The sequence below is a fragment of the Sphingobium sp. genome (assembly GCA_023266575.1).
In the GTDB taxonomy this organism is placed as follows: Bacteria; Pseudomonadota; Alphaproteobacteria; order Sphingomonadales; family Sphingomonadaceae; genus Sphingobium.
Window position 1 is genome coordinate 151,718 of sequence record JAHFPV010000006.1, and the last position, 22,629, is coordinate 174,346.

The 22,629-nt window shown below is 63.7% G+C and carries 17 protein-coding genes; 5 read left to right on the plus strand and 12 right to left on the minus strand.

Going from position 1 to position 22,629, the window contains the following annotated elements; all coding sequences use genetic code 11:
• Positions 1-42: 42 nt before the first annotated feature.
• Genes Q0D44_RS08495 through Q0D44_RS08520 form a run of 6 tightly spaced genes read right to left on the minus strand, consistent with a single transcriptional unit; the run spans position 43 to position 6,821 of the window.
• Positions 43-1,728 carry a GMC family oxidoreductase gene (locus tag Q0D44_RS08495; protein WP_294135333.1) on the minus strand — a complete coding sequence of 562 codons (1,686 nt, stop codon included), beginning with the start codon at positions 1,726-1,728 and terminating at the stop codon, positions 43-45.
• A 15-nt stretch (positions 1,729-1,743) separates the two neighbouring features.
• Positions 1,744-2,367 (minus strand): gluconate 2-dehydrogenase subunit 3 family protein, encoded by a 624-nt coding sequence (locus Q0D44_RS08500; RefSeq protein WP_294135335.1) that lies wholly within the window; start codon positions 2,365-2,367, stop codon positions 1,744-1,746.
• A gap of 55 nt (positions 2,368-2,422) precedes the next feature.
• Positions 2,423-3,283, minus strand: coding sequence for a sugar phosphate isomerase/epimerase family protein (locus Q0D44_RS08505; RefSeq protein ID WP_294135337.1), 861 nt, complete (start codon positions 3,281-3,283; stop codon positions 2,423-2,425).
• 5 nt (positions 3,284-3,288) lie between these two features.
• Positions 3,289-4,578: an MFS transporter gene (locus tag Q0D44_RS08510; protein WP_294135339.1), complete on the minus strand. Its 1,290-nt coding sequence runs from the start codon at positions 4,576-4,578 to the stop codon at positions 3,289-3,291.
• 25 nt (positions 4,579-4,603) lie between these two features.
• Entirely contained in the window at positions 4,604-5,656 is a 1,053-nt protein-coding gene (locus Q0D44_RS08515) for a sugar phosphate isomerase/epimerase (protein WP_294135341.1), read from the minus strand.
• Positions 5,657-5,669: 13 nt separating this feature from the next.
• Positions 5,670-6,821 carry a Gfo/Idh/MocA family oxidoreductase gene (locus tag Q0D44_RS08520; protein WP_294135343.1) on the minus strand — a complete coding sequence of 384 codons (1,152 nt, stop codon included), beginning with the start codon at positions 6,819-6,821 and terminating at the stop codon, positions 5,670-5,672.
• 302 nt (positions 6,822-7,123) lie between these two features.
• Here Q0D44_RS08520 and Q0D44_RS08525 point away from each other — a divergent pair, with 302 nt between their 5' ends.
• Positions 7,124-8,092, plus strand: coding sequence for a sugar phosphate isomerase/epimerase (locus Q0D44_RS08525; protein WP_294135345.1), 969 nt, complete (start codon positions 7,124-7,126; stop codon positions 8,090-8,092).
• 12 nt (positions 8,093-8,104) lie between these two features.
• Here the strand turns inward: Q0D44_RS08525 and Q0D44_RS08530 are convergent, their stop codons facing one another.
• Genes Q0D44_RS08530 through Q0D44_RS08540 form a run of 3 tightly spaced genes read right to left on the minus strand, consistent with a single transcriptional unit; the run spans position 8,105 to position 13,756 of the window.
• Positions 8,105-9,460: an efflux transporter outer membrane subunit gene (locus Q0D44_RS08530; RefSeq protein WP_294135346.1), complete on the minus strand. Its 1,356-nt coding sequence runs from the start codon at positions 9,458-9,460 to the stop codon at positions 8,105-8,107.
• Positions 9,457-12,618, minus strand: a complete 3,162-nt coding sequence (locus tag Q0D44_RS08535; RefSeq protein WP_294135348.1) for an efflux RND transporter permease subunit — start codon at positions 12,616-12,618, stop codon at positions 9,457-9,459. Before Q0D44_RS08535 ends, Q0D44_RS08530 begins: the two co-directional genes overlap by 4 nt.
• Positions 12,619-12,628: 10 nt before the next feature.
• Positions 12,629-13,756, minus strand: a complete 1,128-nt coding sequence (locus Q0D44_RS08540; protein ID WP_294135349.1) for an efflux RND transporter periplasmic adaptor subunit — start codon at positions 13,754-13,756, stop codon at positions 12,629-12,631.
• 342 nt (positions 13,757-14,098) lie between these two features.
• Here Q0D44_RS08540 and Q0D44_RS08545 point away from each other — a divergent pair, with 342 nt between their 5' ends.
• Together Q0D44_RS08545 and Q0D44_RS08550 are read left to right on the plus strand one after the other, a co-directional pair.
• Positions 14,099-14,833, plus strand: coding sequence for a response regulator transcription factor (locus tag Q0D44_RS08545; protein ID WP_294135351.1), 735 nt, complete (start codon positions 14,099-14,101; stop codon positions 14,831-14,833).
• On the plus strand, positions 14,830-16,197 hold the full coding sequence (locus Q0D44_RS08550; protein WP_294135352.1) for an ATP-binding protein: 1,368 nt from the start codon (positions 14,830-14,832) through the stop codon (positions 16,195-16,197). The genes Q0D44_RS08545 and Q0D44_RS08550 overlap by 4 nt, the downstream gene beginning before the upstream one ends.
• Positions 16,198-16,200: 3 nt before the next feature.
• Here Q0D44_RS08550 and Q0D44_RS08555 read toward each other — a convergent pair whose 3' ends face one another.
• Both Q0D44_RS08555 and Q0D44_RS08560 read right to left on the minus strand, forming a co-directional pair.
• Positions 16,201-16,584, minus strand: a complete 384-nt coding sequence (locus tag Q0D44_RS08555) for a cytochrome c family protein (RefSeq protein WP_294135354.1) — start codon at positions 16,582-16,584, stop codon at positions 16,201-16,203.
• A gap of 289 nt (positions 16,585-16,873) precedes the next feature.
• Positions 16,874-18,373, minus strand: a complete 1,500-nt coding sequence (locus Q0D44_RS08560) for a CoA-acylating methylmalonate-semialdehyde dehydrogenase (RefSeq protein WP_294135356.1) — start codon at positions 18,371-18,373, stop codon at positions 16,874-16,876.
• A 94-nt stretch (positions 18,374-18,467) separates the two neighbouring features.
• Here Q0D44_RS08560 and Q0D44_RS08565 point away from each other — a divergent pair, with 94 nt between their 5' ends.
• A complete protein-coding gene (locus Q0D44_RS08565) occupies positions 18,468-19,352 on the plus strand; it encodes a LysR family transcriptional regulator (RefSeq protein WP_294135358.1) in 885 nt (294 codons plus the stop codon).
• Between the two features lie 72 nt (positions 19,353-19,424).
• Positions 19,425-21,032 (plus strand): AMP-binding protein, encoded by a 1,608-nt coding sequence (locus Q0D44_RS08570; protein ID WP_294135360.1) that lies wholly within the window; start codon positions 19,425-19,427, stop codon positions 21,030-21,032.
• Here the strand turns inward: Q0D44_RS08570 and Q0D44_RS08575 are convergent.
• Positions 21,029-22,615 (minus strand): family 43 glycosylhydrolase, encoded by a 1,587-nt coding sequence (locus Q0D44_RS08575; RefSeq protein ID WP_294135362.1) that lies wholly within the window; start codon positions 22,613-22,615, stop codon positions 21,029-21,031. The genes Q0D44_RS08570 and Q0D44_RS08575 overlap by 4 nt on opposite strands.
• Positions 22,616-22,629 lie beyond the last annotated feature (14 nt).

Below are 22,629 nucleotides of genomic sequence, written 5' to 3' on the forward strand. Positions count from 1 at the left end.
ATCGCCATGATCTTTGATCCTTTGGAGTGAATATTGCGCATGTCAGATCTTGCCTTCGCGCAGAAATTCGGTGGCGTGATGGGCGGCCCGCGCCGACAGCGCCATATAGGTGAGCGAGGGGTTCTGGCATCCGCTCGACGCCATGGCCGACCCGTCGGTGATGAACAGGTTGGGAATGTCGTGCGCCTGATTGAAGCCATTAAGGACCGACTTGGCGGGATCCTTGCCCATGCAGGCGGTGCCCATTTCATGGATGCCCAGACCCGGTGTGCTGGGCGTCGTATTTGTGTTGACCACCATGCCTCCAGCGGCCTCGACCATTGCCTTGCCATCGGCAATGATCTGCTTGGTCATCGCCTGCTCGTTGCTGCCAAAGGCACATTCGACATGGACGATCGGGATGCCCCATTTGTCGGTGCGGGTGGGGTGCAGCGTGACGCGGTTGTCAGGGTTGGGCAGCATTTCGCCAAAGCCGGAAATGTACAGCATCCATGGTCCCAACTTCCGGGTGCGTTCTTTAAGGTCGGCGCCAAGCCCCGGCTTACCCAGTGCCGCCGATCGCCAGCCCATGCGCGACGCACCACCCTGATAGCCATAGCCGCGCAGGAAGGAACCGGGTTCGGACACATTGCGGAAGCGTGGTATGTAAAGGCCGGTCGGGCGACGACCCTTGTAAAATGTATTCGGTCCCTTGGGCAGAACGCCTACGACCGACAGGCCATAAAGATGGTCCATCAGATTGCGCCCGACCATGTCGGACCTGTTGGCCAAGCCGTTGGGGAAGGCTTCCGATGTCGATCCGAGCAGGATTTGGGTCGTGCCGATGGTCGATGCGCAGCTGAAGATGATCTTCGCCTCGTAGAGCTGGCCCTGCTTGGTGTTGGCATCGATGACCCGCACGCCAGTGACCTTGCCGGTTTTGGGATCATGCACGATGGAATGGACGATGGCGTCGGTCACGATCGTCAGGTTGCCTGTACGTTCCGCGGCGGGCAGCGATGAGCTGAGGCTGGAATGATAGGCGCCATAGCTGCACCCGCGTTCGCACAGCGACCGCACCTGGCAACTGACGCGGCCCAATTCCTCATGATGGGGTTGCGCCTTGGACAGGTTGGCAACGCGACCGGGGATGACGTTGCGACCGGGGAATTTGCTTTCCACTGCCTGCTTGAACTGGACTTCGGCGTCGTTGAGCGCGAAGGGCGGCAGAAATTCGCCGTCGGGCAATTGCGCCAGACCTTCCTTCGATCCTGCGACGCCAATGAAGCGTTCGATATGGTCATACCAGGGGGCCAGGTCATCATAACGGATCGGCCAGTCGGACCCATGGCCGTCCTTGGCATTGGCCTCAAAATCCATGGGTGACAGGCGATAGGATTGCCGTCCCCACATCAGCGAGCGGCCACCCAGATGATTGCCGCGAATCCAGTCAAAGGGCTTGTCGGCCGGCGTCGAATAGGGCTGTTCGCTATCCTTGACCCAAAAGTCCTTGTTGGCCGATGTCATGGCATAGCAATGGCTCTGCACCGGATAATCGCGCAGGGCTTCCTCTTCGGGCACCATGCCCGCATTGGGCAACTCCCAGGGTTGCAGCGAGTCGGTGTAGGACACGCCATGCTCGATCTTGCGGCCCCGCTCGATCACCAGCGTCTTGAGGCCGCGTTCGCATAATTCCTTGGCGGCGATGGCACCGCTCATGCCCGAACCGATTACGATTGCATCAAACATTGTCGAACACTCCGTTCAAAACAGGCCGGCGCCGCCAGTAGGGCGCGTATCGGGGGTCACAGGAATGGAAGGCAGCCATTCGCCGGGCGTATGGTCATAGGTCAGCTCATGCGTCAGCCCGGTTTCCGAGATATAATAGAGGATGACGATCAGCTCCTTGAGCTTGCCATAGCCAGGGTTGGCGAATGTGGGGCCACGCATCATGGAAAGGCCGCGGCCACCCGCCGGACTCGGCACGACCTGTAAGGCTTCGACATCATAGGGGGTCAGCAACGCCAGCCGCTCGGTGGCGGACAATTGCGCGAAGCCCATGCCCTTCTTCTCGTGCGCCAGTGCGTCGATCTCGCTCAGCGCTTGGCTTAGCTGTTGGCGCCGGTCCGGCGATGCCCAGTTGGCGATCAGCGCGTCGAATGTCGCCGGCACGCCGGCATCGATCGCACCGGGCGTATCCGTGCGCGGGATGATGGTATCGGCAACCGCAGTCACCAGCGCAAAATGCGTCGGCGACAGATAAGGCTTGGCGCGCGCAGCCGCTTTTGCCAGCGCGGCCGGACTGAACCCAACGGCGGCGCCAGCGCCCGCCAGCGCGAGCATCTGCTGGATCAGGGAACGGCGATCAAGGGACAATAGATCGTTCATCAGCTTCACTCCTTGTCGTCGTTTGATGGGGTTTGGGCGGGATGTGATGGTCGCATCATGACGGCTGCGCCCAGCAGTCGCGGATCAGGGCATGGCCCTCGACATAAACCTCGCTAGGATCGGCGAAGAAATCGCGCCACACGCGGGTTGCCGCCGCCAGTTCGGGCACGCCCCGGCCAAAGGCTTCGATCGTGAGCCATTCGTCATATTCCAGCGCCTTGAGCGTCGCGATCGTCTCGCGGATCTTGGCATGGCCACGCCCCGGCGTACCCCGGTCATTTTCGGAAATGTGGACATGGGTCAGCGTGCCTGACGCATGAACCGCGTGCAGCGCCGCGATCGGGGCCTTCTCCTCAATATGGGCGTGGAATGTGTCGTAGAGGATGCCAAAGCCGGGTTCCGCCAGCCGTTCGCCATAGGCGATCGCCTGTTCGCATGTGTTGAGCAGATGCGCCTCGAACCGGTTGAGCGGCTCCAGCGCCCCGGTGATCCCCGCAGCGCGCGCCAGCGGCAGGATCTGGCGATGCACATCGGCGCAATGGTTGAGTTCAGTGTCGCTGGGCCGTTCTCCGGTGAATACACCGAGTGGCTGGAACCACGGCCCGGCCAGCACTGTGCCGCCAAGCGCCGCCGAACAATCAATGACCCGCGTCAAATGCTCCACGGCGCGAACGCGGTCCGCTGCATCGGGCGAAATTGGGCTGTGCGCCGCATCGGGGATGATGGCGACGACGGTGCGTTCCAGCCCAATGTCGTCCAGCACACCGCCCAGCCAGCGATAATGCGCTGCGTCGCTGACGTCGAACACCGGTATTTCGACGCCGTCAAAGCCGGTGTCCTTGATCGCCTGGAGTACCGGGATGTGCGCGTCCGTCACATGGCCGGTCCATAGCAGCATGTTGATGCCGACTTTCATGGGGTTCAGCCTTTCCGCCTGCGTTCGGCCAGCCAGACCGCGCCAAAGATGAAGAACAGGGCGATCGGCACCAGGGCGATCACCTGAAAGGATTGTTGCGCGGCAAAGCCCAGAACCTGTTGCAGTTCCGGTCCCGGCTGCAACGCCTCGAACGCGGCCTGACCGCCAGCCTTGGCCAGCTTGGCCTCGTCATAGATTTTGCCGATTTGGGGCAGCACGAAATAGATCGCCATCGCCCCGGCAAAACCGACAATGCCGATGCTCCACGGGCCACCGCGCGGGAAACGGCGTGCTGATGCGGCTAGCATGGTTGGCCACATGAAACAGACGCCAAAGGCCCAGAGCGTCGCGGCCACGATCGCGGTAAAGGGCGACGAGGCGAGACTGAGCAGATACAGCCCCGCCGCCGCTGGTATCGTGCAGATGCACAGCAGGCCCATGTCCGAAAAGCGGTGTTCCAGCGCGCCTGCAAAATGGCGCATGACGAACATGATCGCCGAAACATAGACCAGCACCAATATGCCCGGCATCCCCACGCTTTGCGTCAGCGCAATGTCGACCCATGAACCGGGTGCCAGCTCTGCCGACGCGGTCAGGAACATGATCGCGGGGAAGATCCAGAAGGTCGGCCGCTTGAACGGTTCGGCCAGCATGTCGCGGAACGGCACGCCCAGCGCGGTGCTTTCGGTCTTGGGGAAGGTCTGGGTCATCGCCCAAAGCCCAAAGACGATGCCCGGCACCGCGATCAGCGCGATCAGCGCCTGCCAGCCCAGCTGCAGCTGCTCGAAGAACAGGATGCTGGTCAGGCCACCGACCACGATTCCCGCAGGCCACCAAGCGTGCAATATATTGAGACGCCCGGTCTTGTCATCGGGATAGAGGGCGGTCGTAACCGGGTTGATCGACGCTTCGGTCGCGCCCCAGCCGAAGCCGCACACGACCATGCCCATGGTCAGCAGCCGATAGATGGCGTCGATGCCGTCCATGCGCGGCGACAGCAAAATCAGCAGCGGCCCGACGATGAAGCAGGCCGACGCGAACAATATGACCCGCTTCGCCCCGAAAATGTCGAGCAGCGGGCTGATGACGAGCAGGCTGAGCGCGAAGCCAAGGAAGCTGTTGCCCAGCGCCGCGGCAATCATCTCGCCCGAATGGAGCGGCACCGCTGAATCGAGCAGCGCCGCCTTGATCGCGCCCGACGCGCCAGTGCGGATCGAAAAGGACAAAGCCGCCGTGAACAGCGCCAATACGCATATCCAGAATATCGCCCTGCGGTTATGCGTATCGCCTTCCATGTCCCTCAATCCCTATTCTGCTTTTTTAGTCGGCGCTCAGGCCCAAAGCGGCGCGGATGACGGCTTCGTCCGCACCCGTGCCTGCAAAATCGTCAAAGGCCTTTTCCGCCTTGCGGATCATGTGCCGCGCGATGAAGGGCGCGCCTTCGGCCGCCCCCTGTTCGGGATGTTTGAGCGCACATTCCCATTCCAGCACGGCCCATCCGGCATAGCCATATTGGGTGAATTTGGAGAAGATCGCGCCAAAATCGATCTGCCCGTCGCCCAGCGATCGGAAGCGGCCGGGGCGATCGACCCAGCCCGAATAGGAACCATAGACACCCGCGCGGCCATTGGGGCGGAACTCCGCATCCTTCACATGGAATGCTTTGATGCGTTCATGATAAATGTCGATGAACGCCAGATAATCGAGTTGCTGCAACAGGAAGTGCGACGGATCGTAGAGAATGTTGGCACGGGCATGGCCGTCCACCGCGTCCAGAAACCGCTCGAACGTCACGCCATCGTGCAGATCCTCACCCGGATGCAGCTCGAAACAGGCGTCGATGCCTTCCTCCTCGAACACGTCCAGTATCGGCTTCCAGCGCCTACCCAGTTCGGCAAAGCCCGCCTCGACCAGCCCAGCGGGGCGTTGCGGCCAGGGATAGACCATGTGCCACATCAGCGCGCCGGAAAAGGTTGCGTGGCTGGAAAGGCCGAAGCGGCGGCTGGCACGGGCGGCCATCTTCACCTGCTCGACCGCCCAGGCCTGTCGCGCAACCGGATCGCCATGCAGCGCAGCGGGCGCAAAGCCGTCAAACTGCGCGTCATAGGCTGGGTGGGTGGCGACCAGTTGTCCCTGCAAATGGGTGGACAGTTCGGAAATCTCGACACCGTTGGCGGCGCAGATGCCCTTGATCTCGTCGACATAATCCTGGCTCTCGGCTGCCAGTTTCAAATCGAACAGGCGCGCGTCCCAGGTCGGGATCTGCACGCCCTTGTAACCAAGATCGGCCACCCAGCGGGTAATCGCATCAAGCGAGTTGAACGGTGCCGTATCGCCCGCAAATTGGGCGAGGAAGATAGCCGGTCCCTTCATCCTCTTATGTCCTTCAGATTATGGTGGAAAGATCGACCCAGACAGCACCCTTGCTGCTGGAATCAAGACTGGCGCGGATGAAGGTCATGCCCGCAATCGCATCGGCCATCGTGGCAAAGCCCGGTTCGCCATCCTCGCTGGCGATGCCGCGAATGGACCGCCCGAATGCCGCATAAATATTGGCGAAGGCTTCCAGATAACCTTCCGGGTGGCCGCCCGGCGTGCGCTGGATCGCCTGGAGGGCAGCGGGCAGATAGGCGCGGTTGGCGCCCGCGTGCCAGGTTTGCGTCGGCTGGTCGCGCCGCCCGACGGTCAGGCTATTGGGCTGTTCCTGCCGCCAGTGCAGGCTCGCTTGCTCACCATAGACCGAAATGGCCAGGTCATTGGCGTCGCCCACGCAAATCTGGCTGGCGGTCAGCGTCCCTCTGCCGCCGCCCGACAGGCGAAACAAAGCCGCGCCATCATCGTCGATCCGGCGGCCGGGCAGCATGGCGAGTTCAGCGCAGATCGCGGTGATGCGCTCGCCGGTGATAAACTCGACCAGATTGGCGGCATGGGTGCCGATATCGCCAAACGCCCCGGCTTCCCCCGATCGCGCCGGATCGACCCGCCATTCGGCCTGCTTGTTGCCGATCAGGTCGTCGGGCCGCGACAGCCAGTCCTGGGTATATTTGACCATGACGCGGCGGATCGCGCCCAATTCGCCGCTCGCCACCATGGCGCGCGCCTGCTTGACCAGCGGATAGCCAGTATAGGTGTGCGTGACCGCGATTTTGCGCCCCGTGCGCGCGGCGGCGTCGGCAATCGCCTGCGCATTGGCCAGCGTGTCCGCCAGCGGCTTGTCGATGATGACGTCGAAACCGGCCTCCAGCGCGGCAATGGCGGGCGGGGCGTGCATATGGTTGGGGGTAACGATGGCCACGACCTCGATCCGCTGATCGTCGGGCAGCGCCTTTTCGCGCTCCAGCATCTCGACCCATGAACCATAGGTGCGGTCTGCCGCTACCCCGATCTGTGCGCCGGATGCGCGCGATTTTTCGGGCGTGGATGAAAAGGCACCGGCGACCAGTTGCCAATTGCCCGCGATCGCCGCAGCCGTGCGATGGACACCGCCGATGAACGCGCCTTGCCCGCCGCCGATCATGCCATACCGGACAGCTTTCATGCCCGGCCTCCATCAATGCAGCCAATGCCGAGTGCCGCCAGCGACGATTGCGCTAACAATAGCAGCTTCATCATCGCGTCAATCGCAGGATCTACGGACAGGGCTACTGTCTGGCTCGGACATAGACGGCACATCTTCCTCTCCCGGCGCTTTCGCCGCAGCCTTAACCGCCGAGCGCCATTATCGAACTTGTTGGTTCGAATATGCCCGTGTAGAAGCCAAGGTCAAGCTGCATAATGGTAGCGCTACATTAAAGCCGCCCGTTTCTATGATCCGGGTTCGCGTGCAGGGGAGGATTGTCCATGGAAATGCTATCAAATCGCCGGTCTTTCACCACCGGCCTTGGTGCCATCATCGCCGCAGCGATGATCGAGACGAGCGTGCACGCCGCCAGCCGGAAGCCCTTCTTCGAGCGGATCGGGCGGCCGATGGGCCTGCAACTTTACACGCTGGGCGATGAAGCAGGGCGGGACATCGACGCAACCTTCGCGCGGGTCGCCGCTCTGGGATATCGGGACATCGAACTGCCCGGACTTTATGGCCGCAAGCCTGCCGATATACGCGCGGCTGCCGATCGCGCAGGTGTCGCGATCAGCAGCCTGCATCTTTCCGCCAGCTCGTTCGGCACCGCCACTGGCCTGATGCTGACCAGTCCCGCCGAAACCATCGCGCAAAGCGTCAAGGCACTGGGCGCGGACAAGGTGGTGATGCCGATCATGATCTTCCCGCCCAATATGAAACCGCAGCCTGGCGAAACATTCCAGTCAGCCATCAGCCGGGGCATGGCGGAGGCGGGGCCGGACCTGTGGAAACGGACAGCCGCGATGCTCAACGAACGCGCGGCGGCGCTCAAGCCGTTTGGAATCCGGCTGGGTTACCACAATCATAATCTGGAATTCGCGCCCACCGGCGGTACGACCGGCTGGGACATATTGCTGGCCGAATGTGATCCACGCCTGGTCCATTTCGAAATTGACGCAGGCTGGATCGCCACGGCGGGGCTTGATCCGGTCGCCTTCCTGCAAAAGCTCAAGGGCCGCGTTCTGCAAATGCACGTCAAGGATGTCGCGGCCAGCAATAGCCAGAATTTCGCACTGTCGATGAAGCCTGCCGAAGTGGGCAGCGGCGTGCTGGACTGGGGCAAGATTCTGCCCGCTGCCTATAAGGCCGGGGTGCGGCATTTCTATGTCGAGCAGGAACCGCCCTTCACAATACCGCGCCTGGAAGCAATCGGGCGGTCAGCGGAGTATCTGCACGCCTTGAAGGGGTGAGCAGCGGCGACTCTACTGGTCGGCGGCAATCACCCGGTAGAGCAGCAGCCTGTTACTGACGAGGGCAAGGTCGGTCGCGATGGCCGACCGGCGCGCAGAATAAAGCGATCTTTGGTTGACCAGCGTGTTCAGAAACGTGTCGATCCCCGACCGGTAGCGCTGCTCCGACAGGTCATAGGCGCGCTGGCTGGCAGTGACGAGGCGGCGTTGCGCCGCCTGCTGCGCATCGATCGTGCCATCCCGCGCCAATGCATCGGCAACTTCGCGAAATGCCGTCTGGATCGCCTTCTCATATTGCGCCAGCGCGAGGTCGCGTTGCGCCTTGCTATAGTCCAGATTGCCACGCGCGGGGCCGCCGAAGATCGGCAGGCTGGCGGACGGGCTGACCGACCAGGTGAAGGCGTCACCGGTAAAGAGCGATGACAGGGCGGAACTCGCGACGCCGATCGCCGATGTCAGGCTGATCTTCGGGAACATCGCCGCGCGCGCCGCGCCAATATCGGCATTGGCGGCCTTGAGCTGATGTTCGGCCTGTAACACATCGGGACGCTGGAGCAGCATGTCGGATGACAGACCGGCAGGCACTCTGGCAACCCCGGCGATCAGGCTGTCGAGCGAGGTGGGGAGTAGAGCATCCTCGATCGGCGCGCCGACCAGCAGGTTCAGCGCATTGCGGTCCTGCGCCACCTGCGTCACATTGGCGGCGACGTCGGACGCAGCCTGTTCCACCGTCGTTTGCGCCTGATAGACGTCCAGTCCGCCGCTCAGCCCCGCGCCCTTGAGCGATTGGGTCAGCGTCAGGCTGCGCTGCGCACTGGCCAAAGTCTGCCGCGACACCGCCAACAATTCTCGGTCCGCCGCCAGCGTGGCATAGGCAGTCGCGGTTTCGGCGATCAGGGTGATGCGCGTCGCCCGTGCACCCTCCTGCGTCGCCAGATAGGTTTCCAGCGCGGCCTCGCTGAGGTTGCGGACCCGGCCAAACAGGTCGATCTCGAACGCGCTGATGCCGATATCCGCGCTATAGCTTTCATTCTGCCGCGTCACATTCGCGCCCGCGTCCCCGCTCAGCGTCGGCAATTGCGCCGCGCGCTGCACCCGATATTGCGCGCGCGCAGACAGGATGTTCGCCAGCGCCGCGCGCAGGTCGCGATTATTGGCCAGCGCCCGCTCGATCACCGTGCGCAGCGCCGGATCGCTCACCAACTGCGTCCAGGCCAGCCCCGGCTGCACGCCAGGCTGCGTCGGTGCATAGGCCTCACCCGTCGGCAGCGTCGCAGGCACTGCCGGGGCAGGGCGAACATAGGCCGGGGCCATATTGCACCCCGCCAGCAGCAGCACGGGGATCAGCGGAAGGACGGCGCGGCTCATGCGGGCACTCCTGCGCCGGGCGGTGTCGGTTCCGGCCCAGGGTCTGGCCGCACGGGCCGGTCATTGCCGAACAGTCGGGCGATGGTGACGAAGAAGAGCGGCACGTAGAAAATCGCCAGCACCGTCGCCGTCACCATACCGCCCACCACCGCCGTGCCGATCGCGATGCGGCTCTGCGCGCCAGCACCCGTGGCGATGGCGAGCGGAATGACGCCCGCGATAAAGGCCAGGCTGGTCATCAGGATCGGCCGGAACCGCAGCCGCGCCGCCTCCAGCGCCGACGACAGTGCATCCTTGCCCTGCCGGTGGGCCAGCTCGGCAAATTCCACGATCAGGATCGCATTTTTCGCCGCCAGTCCCATGGTGGTGAGCAGCCCGACCTGAAAATAGATATTATTCTCCAGCCCGCGCGCCCACACAGCAATCACCGCGCCGACCAGCCCCAGCGGGATCACCAGCAGCACCGCGAACGGGATCGACCAGCTTTCATACAGCGCGGCCAGGCACAGAAACACGATCAGCACCGACAGCGCATAAAGCAACGGCGCCTGCCCGCCCGACAATTGCTCCTGATAGGACAGGCCGCTCCAGGCATAGCTGGTCCCGGTCGGCAGCTGCTTTTGCAACGCCACGATCCGGTCCATCGCCTCGCCGGAACTCGCGCCGGGTCCAGCCTGCCCTTGAATCTCATAGGCCGACTGGCCGTTGAAGCGCGCAACCGTCGTCGGTCCCATCGTCCAATGCGTCGTGGCAAAGGCGGAGAAGGGAACCATCTCGCCGGTTGCGCCCGACCGCACCATCCATTTGTCGAGATCGGTGGGCAGCGCACGATAGGGCGCGTCGGCCTGCATATAGACCCGCTTCACCCGCCCGCGATCCACAAAGTCGTTGACGTACCGGCTGCCCCAGGCGGACGTCAGCACATTGTCGACATCGCCCTGGGTCAGCCCCAGCACGGCCAGCTTCTCGGAATCGACATCGACCTTGAGCTGCGGCGTATCCTCCAGCGTCGCGGCGCGCACCCCGGCCAGCATCGGGTCTTTCTGCGCGGCGGCGAGCAGCTGGTTGCGCAGCTCCAGAAAGCGCGCGCGAGACAGCCCGCCAGTGTTGAGCAGCTCAAAGGTAAAGCCGTTCGACTGGCCCAGCCCGCGAATGGCAGGCGGTGTCATCGCCAGCACCCGCGCGTCGCGGATGGCGGCCAGTTGCTTGTTGGCGCGCCCGACAATCGCATTGGCGCTGTTCACAGCCCCCGGTCGATCACCCCATGGTGCCAGATTGATGAAGCCCTGCGCGGTATTTTCGCCTTGCCCGGCAAAACTGAAACCGGTCATCACGAAAGCGAAGGAAATATTGTCCTTCTCGTCACTCAGGAAATAATTTTGCATCTGCTCGACCGCATGGGCGGTCCGGCTGGATTTCGCACCGGCGGGCAGGGTCATCTGCACCATCACCTGCCCCTGATCCTCGACCGGCAGGAAGCTGGACGGCAGCCGCACGAACAGCAGCACCAGAAGGACGATGATGACGCCATAGCCACCCCAGAACAAAGCGCGCTTGCCCAGCATCTGCGTCGTGCGGCGGACATAGCCGTTCGTCAGCCGTTCAAACCAGCGGTTGAACTTGCCCGACCAGCCCTGCGTCCGCCGTTCCTCCGCAATGGGTTTCAGGATCGTGGCGCACAAAGCAGGCGACAGGATCAGCGCTACCAGCACCGACAGCAGCATCGACGACACGATCGTGATCGAAAATTGCCGGTAGATCACCCCGGTCGACCCGCCAAAAAAGGCCATCGGCAACAGCACGGCGGACAGGACCAGAGCGATGCCGACCAGCGCGCTGCCAATCTCCTCCATCGACTTGATCGTCGCCTCGCGCGCCGACAGGCCTTCCTCCTCCATGATGCGCTCGACATTTTCGACCACAACGATGGCATCGTCCACCAGCAGGCCGATCGACAGCACCATCCCGAACAGGGTCAGCGTGTTGATCGAATAGCCAAACAGCGCCAATATGCCGAATGTCCCCAGCAGCACCACCGGCACCGCGATCGCCGGAATCAGTGTCGCGCGCCAGCTTTGCAGGAACAGGAACATCACGACGACGACCAGCAGCACCGCCTCGATCAGCGTCTTGATGACCTCCTCGACCGACAATTTGATGAACGGCGTGGTGTCGCGCGGGAACACGATCCTGTAGCCGTCGGGCAGGTTGGTCGAAAGCTCCGCCACCCGCGCCTTGACCAGTTCGGCGGTCTTGAGCGCATCGGCCCCCGGTGCCAGCTGCAACGCCATGCCCGACGCCGGATGGCCGTTCAGCCGCGCGGCGGTGGTATAGCTTTCATTGCCCAGCTCCACCCGCGCCACGTCGGACAGATGGACGATAGACCCGTCGCTCTGCGTCTTGACGATGATGTTGCGGAATTGCTCCGGCGTTTCGAGCCGCGCGCGCGCCGTGACCGTAGCGTTGAGCTGTTGCCCGGCAGGGGCGGGATCGGCCCCGATCTGACCGGCGGACACTTCGACATTCTGCGCGCTGATCGCGCTCTGCACGTCGGACGGCATCAGCTTGACGGCGGCGAGCTTATAGGGGTCCAGCCAGATCCGCATCGCATATTGCGATCCAAAAATCTGCGATGATCCGATGCCGCTGATCCGCGCGATCGAATCCTGGAAATTATTGACCAGATAGTCGGAAATGTCGGACTGCGACGCCCGGTTGGTCTCGTCATAAATGCCGACCAGCATCAAAAAGTCGGTTTGCGACTTGGTGACGGTCAGCCCCTGCTGCTGCACCGCATTGGGCAGACGACTGAGCGCCTGCTGCACCTTATTCTGCACCTGCACCTGCGCGGTGTCGGGATCGGTCCCCTTCTCGAACGTCACGGTGATCGACGAACGCCCGGTCGCCGAGGAAGATGACGAGAAATACATGAGGCCATCGACGCCGGTCAGCTGCTGTTCGATAACCTGCGTCACGCTGGTTTCAACCGTCTCCGCCGACGCGCCCGGATAGGTCGCATTGATGCCGACCGAAGGCGGCGCGATGTCGGGATATTGCGCGATCGGCAGCGACAGCATGGAGCCTGCACCCGCGATCATCACGCCGATGGCGATGACCCAGGCGAAAATCGGCCTTTCGATGAAAAAGCGACTGAGCAAGATCCGGTCCCTACTTCTTCGTCGCGATGGTCACGGGCTTCACTGTGTCGTCGGGCTTCACCTTGTCGGTGCCCTCGACGATCAGCCGGTCGCCCGCCTTCAGCCCGTCGGTGATCAGCCATGCGTCGCCGATCGCCTGACCGGCTGTCACGATCCGCCGCTCGACTTTGTTATCTTTCGTCACTACCAGCGCGGTCGCATTGCCCTTGGGATCGCGGCTGATACCCATTTGCGGCGCAAGAATGGCGCTCGGCACCACGGCCTGCGGCGCGACCACGCGCACGAACATGCCGGGCAGCAACAGCCCGTCGGGATTGGGGAAGCGGGCGCGCAAAGTCACCGTGCCGCTGTTGACGTCCACGATCGGCTCGGCAAATTCAATGCGGCCTTCCTGCGGATAGTCGCTGCCATCGTCCAGCTTCAGCCGGATCGTCGCGCTGGCCGGCAGCGTCTTGCCCGCCGCCAGCGACCGGCGCAGCTGCAACAGCTGCGCGCTCGACTGGGTGATATCGACATAGATGGGGTCAAGCTGCTGGATCGTCGTCAGCGGATCGGCCTGACTGGCGGTCACCAGCGCGCCCTGCGTGAACAATGTGCGCCCTATCCGGCCACTGATCGGCGCACGAACCAGCGTGAATTGCAGATTGACGTTGCTGGTCGCAAGGGAAGCGCGCGCCTGCTGGACAGCGGCGGCGGCCTGCCGCGCGGTCGCGGTCACATCATCGCGATCCTGCGCGCTGACTGCTTCATTATCCGACAAGGTAGCGTAGCGCCGTGCCTTGGCCTGCGCCGCCGCAGCCGTCGCCTGCGCACTGGCCAGCGCGGCCATCGCCTCGTCGCGCGACGCCCGGTAGAGCCGCTGGTCGATCTCATAAAGGGGCTGGCCCGCGCTCACCAGCGATCCTTCGGTGAACAGCCGCTTCTGGATGACGCCCGCCACTTGCGGCCGGACTTCCGACATCATGGTGGACACGGTGCGGCCCGGCAATTCGCTTGCCACCGTGACATTGCGCGCCGTCAGCGTGACCACGCCCACCTCGACCGGCCCCTTTTGCGGCGGCGGCTTGTCGCCACAGGCCGCGACGGCCAGGCACAGCGCCAGCAAGGGAAGGGAACGGGCAGAGAAAGGCGCTAACATCGTCGGGCAGGTTCCTTGTTGACCAGGCGGAGCCTTGCGATGCGCTTTCGCGCGGGGTTCGACCTGCCGGGGCGCACGAGGGGGAGGGGGACGCACGCTGACGGCCGGATCGATCGCGGCGATCGTCCGTCCCGGTGGACGGACAGGCATCGCAAGGACTCCGCATGGTGTCGGCGAGGGGGGCAGCCGACCTCAGCCTCTTGGCTATTTCGGCGGCTGCAGCATAGCGGAATTTGGCTTCCATCTGTGGCACTGTGCGACATAGCGTATCGCTTTGTATCAGCCTGTATCATCACTGGCCGCCGGGCAGACTTTCGCCACGCGACGCGCTAGGGAAGGGGGATGCCTGATACCGTTCCCGCCCGTGCTGCTACCGTGCTGGTCGTCGATGACGATGCGGACATTCGGGAATTGATCGTGGGCCAACTGGCGCAGGAAAATTACCGGCTGTTGTCGGCGGCGAACCTTGGCGAATTGCGGCAAATGCTGCGCGATCACCCGGTCGACCTCATCGTCCTTGACCTCAACCTGCCCGATGGCGACGGCCTGTCGCTGTGCCGCGAATTGCGCGGAGAAGGATCGGACGTGCAGATCATCATGGTGACGGCGCGGGGCAGCGCGATCGATCGGGTGCTGGGGCTGGAACTGGGTGCCGATGATTATCTGACCAAGCCGTTCGAGCCGCGCGAATTGCTGGTGCGCATCCGCAACCTGCTGCGCCGGGGCCGGGGCGACACCGGAACGCAGGGCAGGGCAAGCACGATGCGCTACGCCCATTTCGGCCCGTGGCGGCTCGACCTGGTGCAGCGACGTCTGATCGCGCCCGACGATCGGCTGGTGATGCTATCCTCCGCCGAATATCGGCTGCTGTGCCACTTTATCGAGCAACCCAATATCGTGCTGGGTCGGGAGGCATTGCTGCCCGAACGGCGCGCCACCGCCGCGTTCGACCGCTCGATCGACCTTCAGATCAGCCGCCTGCGCCAGAAGCTGGCCGACGTGGCGGGCGGCAGCGAACTGATCCTGACCGTGCGGGGCGAAGGCTATGTGCTGGCGAGCGCAGTGGACTATTCATGATCAGGCGGGTGGGCGGCCGGGTCCGCACTTTCTTCCGCTCCATGGCGGGGCAGATTTTCGTCATCCTGACGCTGGGGATGACGATCGCCGCCATCATTGCGCTATTGGTCGCCGAACAGACCCGCCGTCATGATTTTGAACGGGTGCGGCGGCAGCGTGTGGTGGCCAGCGCTGCCGATATAGCCGACCGTCTGCGGCGCGATCCCGCTCGGATCGAATCGATGATGGCCGATCACAGCATCATGGGCGCTGCGCCGGTGCCGCCCGGCATCTCGCTGACCGAACCGGATACGGCCCTGCAACAGTCGCTTGTCGAACGCTTTGGTCCGCGGTCGCAGCCCGAAGCCGGGGAGGTGCCGACCGGCCTTTGCTTTGCCACCTATACCGGTCGCTGGGAACGGGCGGCAGGCCTGGTCGATGCGCCGCGTCCCGACTGCTGGATCGTCCGCTTCACCGACCATGCCGGGCAACGCCGCGAAATGGCGCTCAGCTTCCCGCGCCTGGCCAAACCGCCCAGCACCATCTTCAATCCGCTCTATTTGCTGGTCATCGTCGCCGCATCGGCCGGGCTTGCGATATTCGTCGCCCGCTTCGTGTCCAAGCCATTGCGGCGGCTGGAGCAGGCGGCGGAGGCCTTTTCGGTCTCGCTCGACCCGGAGGAAATTCCCGAACGCGGGCCGGAGGAGGTGCGCGCCGCGCTCTCCACCTTCAACCTGATGCAGCGGCGCGCGCGGGCGGGCTTTGCCGAGCGGACCCAACTGCTCGCCGCGATCAGCCATGACATCCAGACACCGCTCACCCGGTTGCGGCTGCGGCTGGAACTGGTCGAGAATGAGGAGCTACGCGCGCGCCTGCTGGCCGATCATGAAGCGATGCAGCGGCTGGTGCGCGAGGGGCTGGACCTGGCCAGCAGCACGGAAGCGCGGGAGGAGTGGTCGGTTCTCGACATCGACTCGCTGCTCGCCAGCATGGCCGAGGATGCGGAGGAACTGGGCGCGCCAGTCCGCTTCCTGACCGGCTGCGGCGGCACCGTCCGGGTCAAGCCGAATGCGTTGACCCGCTGCATCGCCAATCTGGTCGACAATGCGGTGCGCTATGGCGGCAGCGCCGACATCAGCTGCGCGCGGGCAGGGGGGCGGGTGCTCATCCATATCCGCGACCGGGGACCGGGCATCCCCGCCGACCGGCTCGACCAGATGTTCGAACCGTTCACGCGCGGCGCGACCAGTCAGCCGGGCGGGCGCACCGGCACCGGCATTGGCCTCACCATCGCCCGCTCGCTTGCCATGAGCTTCGAGGCATCCGTGCGGCTACACAATGCCGATGATGGCGGCCTGATCGCCACCATCGACATGAAGGCATAACGCCTATTTCGCTTCGGCCTTGAGATAGGCAATCAAATTGGCACGATCCGCCGCCTGCGGCACACCGGCAAAAGCCATGCGGTTACCCGGAACAACGCCGCTCGGCTTCGTCAAAAACGCGTCGAGCGTCTTGGCATCCCAGCGGATCTTCGCCTTCTGCATCGCGGGCGAATAAGTGAAACCCGCCACCGTACCCGACGTGCGGCCGAACAGGCCCGCCAGGTTCGGCCCCATCTTCTTTGGACCAGCCTTGACATCATGACACAGCGCGCAGCGCGCAAAGACAATCTTGCCCTTGGCGGCATCGCCAGCCTGCGCCAGCACAGGCGTAGCGGCCATGGCGACCACAGCGATTGTCAGTCCAGCGAAATTACGCACGATCGTCATGCTCGAATTTGTCCCTTCACCATGTCCTGAATGCAGATTCAGTGACCGATTCCATCCATATGGCATTCCGAATCTGAACGGGGATTGACGCAAAACCCGCCATTTCGCTTCGCCACTTATCAGGAAGTTGCCACAGGGCAACTACCGCCGTGAGGGCCGTCGCCAGTCTCCAACCAAAAAGGCCGCGCGAACAATCGCGCGGCCCTTCGTTACAAGCATGGAAACAGATATAAGTTCGATAACAAGGATTATGTTAAATACCATCCCCTATCAAAACGCTCACATATGTTCAGCTCATCGTCGGGATAACGAAACTCTGGTCCATCACCGCGCCGCCGTTGGGCCAGCGCTGGGTGATCGTCTTGACCCGCGTATAGAAACGCACGCCGTCCATGCCATATTGGTTCATGTCGCCAAAGCCAGACCGCTTCCAGCCGCCAAAGCTGTGGTAGCTGACCGGCACCGGGATCGGCACGTTGATGCCGACCATGCCGACCTCGACATTGGCGCAGAATTTCCGGGCATAATCGCCGTTGCGGGTGAAGATCGCCACGCCATTGCCATATTGATGCCTGGTCGGATAGCTCAGCGCCTCCTCGAACGTCTCTGCCCGCACCATCTGCAAGACCGGCCCGAAAATCTCTTCATTATAGCTTTTCATGTCCGGCTTCACATGGTCGAGCAAGGTCGGAGCCAGGAAGAAACCCTCCTCATAGCCCTGCAACGCAAAGCCGCGCCCGTCGATGACGAGTTCAGACCCTTCGTCAACCGCCATCTGAATATAGTTTTCAATCCGTGCCTTATGCGCCGAACTGACTACCGGACCATAATGGGCGTCGGGGTCGCTCGGCACGCCGACGCGCAGCCCCGCAATGCCGCTCTCCAGCTTGGCGCGCAGCGCCACCGCGGTCGCTTCGCCCACCGGCACCACCACCGGCAGCGCCATGCAGCGCTCACCCGCTGATCCATAGGCCGCGCCAAGAATGTCCGCGACCGCCTGGTCCAGGTCGGCGTCAGGCATGACGATACCATGGTTCTTGGCCCCGCCCATGCACTGCATCCGCTTGCCGTTCGAAGCACCGCGGCCATAGACATATTGGGCAATGTCGGACGATCCGACAAAGCTGACCGCCCGGATCGCCGGATTGTCGAGGATCGCGTCCACCACCTGCTTGTCGCCATGCACGACGTTCAGGATGCCCGCAGGCAACCCCGCCTCCATCGCCAGTTCCGCCAGCCGCACCGGCACCGACGGGTTCCGCTCCGACGGCTTGAGAATGAACGCATTGCCGCACGCAATCGCGGGCGCGAACATCCACATCGGGATCATCGCCGGGAAGTTGAACGGGGTGATCCCTGCCGCAATGCCGATCGGCTGACGCATCGAATAGACGTCGATCCCCGGTCCTGCGCCTTCGGTATATTCGCCCTTCAGCAGATGCGGGATGCCACAGGCAAATTCCACCACGTCCAGCCCGCGCTGGATATCGCCCTTGGAATCCGAATGAACCTTGCCATGTTCGGCCGACAGCATTTCGGCCAGCTCGTCCATGTGGCTCTCGATCAGCGCCTTCAGATTGAACATCACCCGCGCCCGGCGCTGCGGGTTCATCGCCGCCCACGCGGGTTGCGCCGCCTGCGCATTGGCGACGGCCGCGTCCAGCTCGGTCGTATCGGACAGGCGGACCTGCGCCTGCACCTTGCCCGTCGCCGGATCGAACACGTCGCCCAGCCGGGTGGAGGTCGATGCCTGATGTTGGCCGCCGATGAAATTGTCGATGATGCGCATGATGCCCTCGCGTTAAATGCCTGACGCGGCCAATAGCCTATGGCGTTACGCGCAAAAATGATCATATCTGCGTATCTGTTGTGCATGGGTGCATATGCTTCACTGGGATGATCTTCGCCTGTTCCTCGCCGTCGCGCGCGCCGGACGCCTTACCAGCGCGGGGCAGGCGCTGGGCGTCAACCACACCACCGTCGCCCGCCGCCTGACCGCGTTGGAGGAGGCGCTCGGCGCGCGCCTGTTCGATCGCACCTCGCGCGGGGTGGCGATGACTGCGGCAGGCGCACTGCTGCTCGACCATGCCGAACGCGCCGAACGCGAATTTGACGCCGCCGCCGCCGCGCTATCGGGCCGGGCCGAAGCGATCGCGGGCGAAGTCCGCCTCGCCACGCCCGAAGCGTTCGGCACCTATATCGTCGCGCCCAACATCGCCGATTTCCACGCCCGCTATCCCGACCTGTTGCTGGAGCTGATGCCGGAGTCCCGCGCCGTCAGCCTCGCCAATCGCGAAGCCGACATCGCCATCACCGTCGATCGCCCGCCGCGCGGCAAGCTGGTCGTGCGCAAACTGTGCGACTATCAGCTCGGCCTCTACGCCTCGGCCGACTATCTCGCCAGCCACCCGCCGATCCGCACCGCGCAGGATGTCGCCGCCCAGCCCTTCGTCGCCTATATCGACCAGATGATCGACATGCGCGGCCTGCGCTATTTGTCCGAAGTCGCCGGCGAAGCGCGCCCGGTATTCCGCTCCAGCTCGATCGTTGCCCAGCAAAAGGCCGTGGCGTCAGGCGTCGGCCTTGGCCTGCTCCATCGCTTTTCCGCCGATAGCGAACCGGGCCTTGTCCGCATCCTCCCCGAAGAGGTCGAAATCACCCGCAGCTATTGGCTGGTCCTGCGCCCCGAACATCAAAAATCCCCCCGCACCCGCGCCGTCATCGCCTTCATCGACGATCTGCTGGCGCGATACCGGGCGCTGCTCTGACGCTCGCCATCGCCAGAGCGCTGGATTGCCGCCCGGCTTGCCCGTGCCGCCATACTCCCGCATTTCTGCGCCATGTCCGACATAGCTTCACCCCGGCGCACGACGCCCACCGGCTGGTCCGTCCGCCGTGACGATGCCCTCGCGGCACAGGCTTATAAGGACGGCTGGTGGCAGGCAGAGACCGCCGCCGACGCTCTGATCCAGGCTGCCCGCGATACGCCCGACCGCGTCCTGCTGATCGAGGGCGACGCCAGCCTGACCGCCGCCGCTCTCCACGCGCAGGCCAGCCGCCTTGGCCAGGCCATGCTCGCCCGCTTCGCGCCGGGCAGCGCCATCTCCTTCATGCTGCCCAACTGGCATGAAGCCGCGATCATCTATATGGGCGCAACGCTGGCGGGTATGGTCGCCAACCCCATCCTGCCTTCGCTGCGCGACCATGACCTGCGCTTCATTTTGGCCGATCTCGACAGCGCGATGATCTTCATCCCCGCCAGCTTTCGCGGCCATGATTATGCCGCGATGCTCGCCCGCGTCACGCCAGCGCTTGAAAACCCGCCCGCCGTCATCGTCCTGCGCGGCGATGCTGGCCCGCACATCGCCTTTGCCGACCTGCTGGCAGAAAGCGGCGACGCCCCGCTCCCCACGGTCGATCCCGACGATGTCCGCATGGTCATGTACACCAGCGGCACCACCGGACGGCCCAAGGGCGTCCTTCACAGCCATAACAGCATCAATGCGCTGATCCGCCAGATTGGCCGTCACTGGCTGGTCGAACTGGGCGATCGTTTCCTCGTTCCCTCTCCGGTCAGCCATATTGGCGGGTCGATCTACGCCTTTGAAACCCCGCTGCTGCTGGGCGCGACCGCGATCCTGATGGAACATTGGAACCCCGATGAGGCCGTCGCGATCATGGTCGATCAGCGCTGCACCCATATGGCCGGGGCCACCCCCTTCCTCCAGCATCTGCTGGCCTCCGCCCGCGCCGCAGGCACCCGTCTGCCTGACCTTAAACTCTTCATCTGCGGCGGCGCATCGGTCCCGCCCAGCCTGATCCGCGACGCCGCCGCCTATTTCGACAAAGCGATCGTCAGCCGCGTCTATGGATCGACCGAACTGCCGGTCACCACCGTCGGCGTCATCGACCCTGCCGACCGCAATCATGCCGCCGATACCGATGGCCGCGCCGGCATCGCCACCATCCGCATTGCCCCGGACGGCGAAATCCGCGCGCGCGGGCCACAGATGATGGTCGGCTATCTCCACCCGGAGGATGAGGAAAGCAGCTTCGACGCCGACGGCTATTACCGTAGCGGCGATCAGGGCGCCTGGGTCGATGGCGACCATCTCGTCGTCACTGGCCGGATCAAGGATCTCATCATCCGCAACGGCGAAAATATCGCGCCCAAGGAGATTGAGAATTTACTGGTCGGCCACCCCGACATCGCCGAAATCGCCATCGTCGGCATTCCCGACGCGCGCACCGGGGAGCGCGCCGTCGCCGTCATCGTGCCGCGCGGCGAGGCAGCCCCGGACGTCCCCGCCATCGCCGATTTTCTGGGTCGCCACGGCGTTGCCCGTTTCAAATATCCCGAAACCGTGCTGCTCTGGGATGCCCTGCCCAAAAATGATGCGGGCAAGGTATTGAAAGCCGCCATTCGCGCGACGCTGACGGCCAGCTAGAGCGCGCGAAACCGGAAATTCCGAAACCGCGCCTCGCCCGGACCCGCCGTATAAAGGCCGGGCCGCAGCATCAGAAATCCGCCGCGCACATTATGGTGATAGCCCGACACTTCCATCCCCCGGTCGAACCGGCTCCAAGTCCGCCCGCCGTCGCCACTTAAATGATAGGCGATGATATGGTGGCGGTTGGTCACCCTCATCGTCAACTTGCGACCATAGGGGTTGGCGGGTCGGCCCCGCTCCGTGCCATATTGGTGGGTGACGAAACGGGTCTCGTCAAAACTCAGCCCGCAATAGAGCTTGTCATCGTAAAAGAGCAGCAAGCCCGCCGTCCCGCCCGGCGCAATCTCAATATCGCACTGAAATTCATAAGACGGGTCGCCCGCGATCAGCAGCAGCGGCGATGAATTGACCGGCGCGGTGCCGCGCCCTTTCAGGACCAGCGCGCCTTTCTCCACCCGCGCCCGGCTGGCCTCGTCCGGGCCTGGCCGAAAGAAATTCCATTTCGCGCCCAGATTGAGCGTCGCAAAGTCATCCGACAGCGCCATGCCGTGGGGGACCGCCTTGCCCCCGCGCGGCTTGGCGATCGGCTGCGACAGATCGCCCCCGGTCATGCGGAACCAGCCATCCGCCGTCCACTCGATAGGATCGAGCAAAGTCTGCCGCCCCAGCGTCCACAACCCATTTTCAAAACCATGATAGACCGCCCACCAGCTGCCGTCCGGCGCCTCCACCAGACTGGCATGGCCCCGCGACCACCAGCGTTCGGACAGGCTTTCCGTCCGCACCAGCGGATTGCCCGGATGCTGCTCCCACGGCCCATGGATGGAGCGAGATCGCGCCGCGATCACCATATGCCCGGTCGGCGGCCCCGCCGTCCCGCCCACGGCAGTCAGCATATAGAACCAGCCGCCATGACGGTGAATCTTCGGCCCTTCGGGCGAAAAGCCCTCGACATCCCATGTGTCGGGATAGCGCCAGGGATCATAGACATGCTCGACCGCGCCGACCGTGGACAGCCCGTCCGCGCTCAGCCGGATGCGGTCCCCGCCCGACAGGAACAGCCAGCGGCTGCCATCCTCCCCCACCGCATGGCACGGGTCGATATGATCGTGCAGTTGCAGGTCGATGGGGTCGCTCCACGGCCCGTCGATGCTGTCGGCATGGATCACGAAGATGCTGTTCGGGCTGGCCTTGACCGGAATATAGATGAAGTAGCGGCCCTCATGCTTCTCCAGGCTGACCGCCCATACCGACCCGATATTCTTGGTGAGCGCCGCCCCGCGCGGCTGCCAGTTGATAAGGTCGCGGCTATGCCAGATGGTGACGCCCGGATAGCTGTCGAACGTCGAAAAGCTCATATAATAGTCCGCCCCATCCTTCAGGATGGCCGGATCGGGCCGATCGCCCGAAATCAGCGGATTAAGGAAACGCCCGTCGCCAAGGTCCGCGATACGCTGATTGTCGAAACCCCGTTTCCAGTCGGTCGCTGCCGCAGGGGCCGCAACCGCCTGCGTGCCGATCAACGCCAGCGCACTCCCGACCAACCCGCCCGTCATAGCATCGCGTCGGCTGATCGTCATGGGGCGCTCCTTGT